Source organism: uncultured Chitinophaga sp., from assembly GCF_902168175.1.
Taxonomy (GTDB): domain Bacteria; phylum Bacteroidota; class Bacteroidia; order Chitinophagales; family Chitinophagaceae; genus Chitinophaga.
In genome coordinates this window covers 1-4061 of sequence record NZ_CABHOU010000040.1, presented here as the reverse complement: position 1 = coordinate 4061, position 4061 = coordinate 1, and the positions used below count along the sequence as shown (strand labels likewise).

General features: G+C 47.3%; 6 protein-coding genes. 5 read left to right on the top strand and 1 reads right to left on the bottom strand.

All coding sequences use genetic code 11. The features are described 5' to 3' along the window. The 4 genes from QZT80_RS08120 to QZT80_RS08105 all read left to right on the top strand — a co-directional run. On the top strand, positions 1–331 hold a 331-nt coding region (locus tag QZT80_RS08120; protein WP_295120315.1), incomplete at its 5' end, for a hypothetical protein. A gap of 107 nt (positions 332–438) precedes the next feature. Further along, positions 439–1191, top strand: coding sequence for a hypothetical protein (locus QZT80_RS08115; RefSeq protein WP_295120312.1), 753 nt, complete (start codon positions 439–441; stop codon positions 1189–1191). A 180-nt stretch (positions 1192–1371) separates the two neighbouring features. Beyond that, positions 1372–2538, top strand: coding sequence for a hypothetical protein (locus QZT80_RS08110; RefSeq protein WP_295120309.1), 1167 nt, complete (start codon positions 1372–1374; stop codon positions 2536–2538). Positions 2539–2645: 107 nt separating this feature from the next. After that, complete coding sequence (locus QZT80_RS08105) at positions 2646–2858, top strand: hypothetical protein (protein WP_295120306.1); 213 nt, start codon at positions 2646–2648, stop codon at positions 2856–2858. A 94-nt stretch (positions 2859–2952) separates the two neighbouring features. Here the strand turns inward: QZT80_RS08105 and QZT80_RS08100 are convergent, their stop codons facing one another. Next, positions 2953–3348, bottom strand: a complete 396-nt coding sequence (locus QZT80_RS08100) for a DoxX family protein (RefSeq protein ID WP_295120303.1) — start codon at positions 3346–3348, stop codon at positions 2953–2955. A gap of 238 nt (positions 3349–3586) precedes the next feature. On the opposite strand from QZT80_RS08100, the gene QZT80_RS08095 reads away from it, so the two are divergent. Then, positions 3587–4061: sugar-binding domain-containing protein (locus QZT80_RS08095; protein ID WP_367112858.1), on the top strand; the 475-nt coding region annotated here is incomplete at its 3' end.

Sequence of the window (4061 nt, the reverse complement as noted above, 5' to 3'; positions counted from 1 at the left end):
ACTGGCGCAGGTGGTAATACCTTCCTTTATGGCGGAGAAGCTGGTGTTTGGTCCGCAGGGAGCTACACACTTCGTAATACAGGTGGTAGCCACGGCCATTGATTTTGCCGCGGGCACTTACGAGAGCAGTACGGCTGAAACGGAGAACATCGCATTGGATGCGGAAGTTACCGGCGGCATCACCTTACAGGTACAGTTGCCTGCCAACAGCGAACATCCGCAGTTTCTGGTAATGGGTATCCAGTTCACCCAGGTAATGCACGGCGTTACTTATACGCTTAGCAACGATGCCTACAACGCGTTAGCGGTAGTGCTGGTTAACACAGTTTAAAATTTTTAACGATCGCCCCAGGGCCCGGGGTGTTTGTTATAGACAGGCGGTGGGAGCGGCCTATGTAACAGCTCCTTTCAAAATTAAATTTTCAAATTATTAATATCATGAGAAAGAATTTATTAAAAAAGATAGAAGGAACAATCGCCGGTCAAACATTAATTAAATCCGGCGATGGTGTTAAAGCAAGAAGGCAGCGCGGTATAAGCGCAGAACGTATCCAGAACGATGCAGCCTTTCAGGGTACAAGGGAAGTGAATTCCAATTTTACGGCCGCGGCAAAAGCAGGAATGGCTTTACGCGATTCGTTTAACGAAGCCACCTCACATCTGAACGACAAAAAACTGAGCAACCGACTGAACAGTCTGATGCGGGTAATACTCAAAACAGATGTAACGAACGCACCGGGCTTACGAACGGTTGCCAGCGGCGATTTATCATTGCTCAACGGCTTTCAGCTGAACAGCAGGTGTAAGCCAGGCAGTAGTCTGCGCAAAGACCATGTTGCCACGATCGACAGGGTTACAGGAGAAGCGAAAGTACTGATCCCATCCTTCGAACCACTGGGTAATGTGTACGGCCCGTCAGGCTCAACACACTTCGTGCTGGTGCTGGCTGCGTCGGCGGTGGATTTCGAAACAGGTAAATCGCAGAAAGCGCTCGTAAAGTCGCAGGCTTTTCCGATTAGCATGGGCCAGACAGGCGACATTGAGCTGACGGCGCTGTTACCGGCCGACAGTGAACTGCCATTGTTTGCGGCCTTCGGTATCTACTTTGTGGAAATTATAGGTGACATGACCCGTGTATGCCGCAACGGTGCCTTTAACGAAATGGCCATTGTAGCGGTAGACGCTGAGTAAGGATAGTGTGATGTATATAACGGCCCCGGACTGGGGCCGTTTTTTTTATTGGGTTGATTTCTATTTTCTCATTTTACCTTAAATTCGTGTCCTCTTCCAATTGCCAGGACAAATGACGGTTACGACTCCGGTAACTGAACATCCCACGTATTATTTTTAACCATAAAACCTACCTGCGACATGCAGCAAGAACTGATTGCGCTGGAAACGCTTGTTAACCGGCATTTACCTCCCCATAACCACCCAAGCCTGAATACAACGGCAAAGTATGTTTCCAAAACCGCCGACCATGCAGAAGAAGTAATGGCTGCATTATGGCATAGCATGGCTAACATGGCCCTCACCAGTACAGACGACAGGCAGGCTGCCATGCAGGTTCAATTTTGCCAGCGAAGTGTTACGACGTTACTGGATACGATCGATGAAAAACAAAAAGAGGAAACGTCGGACAGGCACCGGCATGCAATGGGTGCGCTGGCCGATAAGATGGAACTGTTCCTGCAGAAAATGGAAAAGTTTTTCCCGTCGCATTACAGTGACGAAATGGCCCTGCCGAAAATCACGAGGTTACAGGCCGGCCCGGTTATCATCTGCAAAGCGAAAGAGCTGTTTCGCCTGCTGGAAGGCTGGGGCATAAGCGAGGACTTCCGGTTAATGATGGCTGTTTGGGTGGAAAGGCTATTATCTCATTCCGGCGACCATTGCAGTCGTCGTCAGTTGAGGTATACGGAAGAAGTGCTGGACGTGCTGTCTGCACTTTCTGCATCTGCACAAACGCCGAACCAGCGGCAATTCCATGAAAAGTTGGCGGAGTATAACTTTAACCACCCGTTATACGTGACATACTGTACTCTGCGTATGGAGCGTAAACTCGGCAACCTGCGCAGTAACATGGAAAAAGTATCGCAACTGATGTTGATCAGAAAACGTGTAAGTCAGTTCAATTATGGCGAAAGACCCGGGTACGACAAGACGAAACCTTCCCTGCAGCAACAACTGTTAAACTGGCTGGAAGTGGGCATACTGTTCTATGAAATGGCACCGTCTTCCTCACTCAAAGAAATAAATAATACTGATAAACTGAGGATCAACTTCAATACAGGCGAACTGGCCTGCTTTCTCAATATTGCCGTGGAAGCGTCCCTGATCAAGGAAACGAACAACCGTCGCCTGCTTGATATTGCGGCACGTTGTTTCTCTGCAAGCAGCATGGATACGTTAAATGCAGACACACTCTACACACTGTTCTACAAAAATAAGCCCTCCATCCTTGACGCTGTAAAAACAAAATTGCAACAAATGATATACCTGATAGAAACTAAAAAATCAGAGGGGCCAAGAGAATAATATCTGTATGATTATCAATTGCTTAAACGAGTTTGTATAAACCGGTTTGCAGATTTGCTGAGGACGAATAACGATCTTCGTATCCTCATCAAAAAACACCATATTTTATGAAGAAAAGTTTACACACAAACGAAGAAACCCGCATTATCTACGCTAAAGATGCGGCGAAAGTTATCGGTAAAACAGAAAGAAGCGGGCAACGCCTGCTGGACAGGATCCGGAAAAAGTTAGGCAAGCATAAAGGCGCAGCGATCAGGCTTCCCGAATTCTGCGCGTTTATGGGAATGTTGTATGAAGAGGTGTTGTGGGTGTTGACGTAGAAAGAAGATCGCACCTGACACTACTGCTATCTATCAGCATTAAAAGAACTGCTGAAGCCCTTTCCACGGCTAAGGCAGTGACCCAACGACAACCCTATAGCAGTACTATCGCCTGTTCCCCCACAATATTACCTTCGTTCCTGAATATCGCAATGAAGCTGGCAAGCACCAATACCACTACGTTAACGATCGCTTCACGGCCTTCTTTATACCGAAGGTGATGAATGAGCGCAAACACCATGGCAACACCAACTGCTATAGCGGTAAGGGGCGTAAGGGTAGGGGCGATACCGGCAAGGCGTGGGATAATAAATCCTAGTCCTGCGAGCAGTTCGAGTACTCCAATACCTTTTACAACGGCAGGGTGAAAGCGGGTTGTCCAGGGAAGTTGGGGGCCAAGTCTGGTGTGATCTTCGATAATTTTTCTAAGTCCGGCAAGGGTAAATGAAATACCTAAAAACGCCTGGACTAGCCATAATGCAGTGTTCATGTAGTGAGCATGGATTAATGTGGAATTTTTGCTGGTATATTCATCAGGAGGACAATCCTTATCTGCTAGACTTACGGGTAACTGTATTGGATAAAATAACTGTGAACGCAATATACATCTTCAAATGAAAATACCAAACTTTTAAAGCCGTTGCCCACTGATCAAAAAAACAAGTGTAAAAAAGCGTTTTATTAATATATTGACCCTCATATCCACTTCATGTATTAAACATATTGTAATGAAAAAAATTCTCACGTTATCGCTTTTAACGTTGGCGGCCTTTGCCAATGCCCAGGAAAAGGCATGGAAAGTAGTGCCGGGCAAGATCAGCACCAGTTGGAGCGAGCAGGTAAATCCGGCGGCGCCTTTGCCTGAATATCCCCGTCCGCAGTTTGTTCGCAGCAACTGGAAGAACCTGAACGGGCTTTGGGACTATGCGATTACCGGTATGAATGGTGCGCCATCGGCCTACCAGGGTAAGATATTAGTGCCTTTTGCGGTAGAATCGGCTATTTCAGGCGTGGGAAGAACAGTAGGTAAAGACAGCCTGCTATGGTACCGTACCAGCTTTGCGGTGCCGTCGGCCATGAAAGGCAAACGTATACTGCTTCATTTCGGCGCAGTAGACTGGAAAACGAAGGTACTGGTGAATGGCAAAGAGGCCGGAACACACGAGGGCGGTTTCGATCCATTCAGCTTTGATGTAACTGCGT

Coding starts and splice junctions, on each gene's coding strand:
- QZT80_RS08115 (WP_295120312.1), top strand. CDS start 439: ATGAGAAAGAATTTATTAAAAAAGATAGAAGGAACAATCGCCGGTCAA.
- QZT80_RS08110 (WP_295120309.1), top strand. CDS start 1,372: ATGCAGCAAGAACTGATTGCGCTGGAAACGCTTGTTAACCGGCATTTA.
- QZT80_RS08105 (WP_295120306.1), top strand. CDS start 2,646: ATGAAGAAAAGTTTACACACAAACGAAGAAACCCGCATTATCTACGCT.
- QZT80_RS08100 (WP_295120303.1), bottom strand. CDS start 3,348: ATGAACACTGCATTATGGCTAGTCCAGGCGTTTTTAGGTATTTCATTT.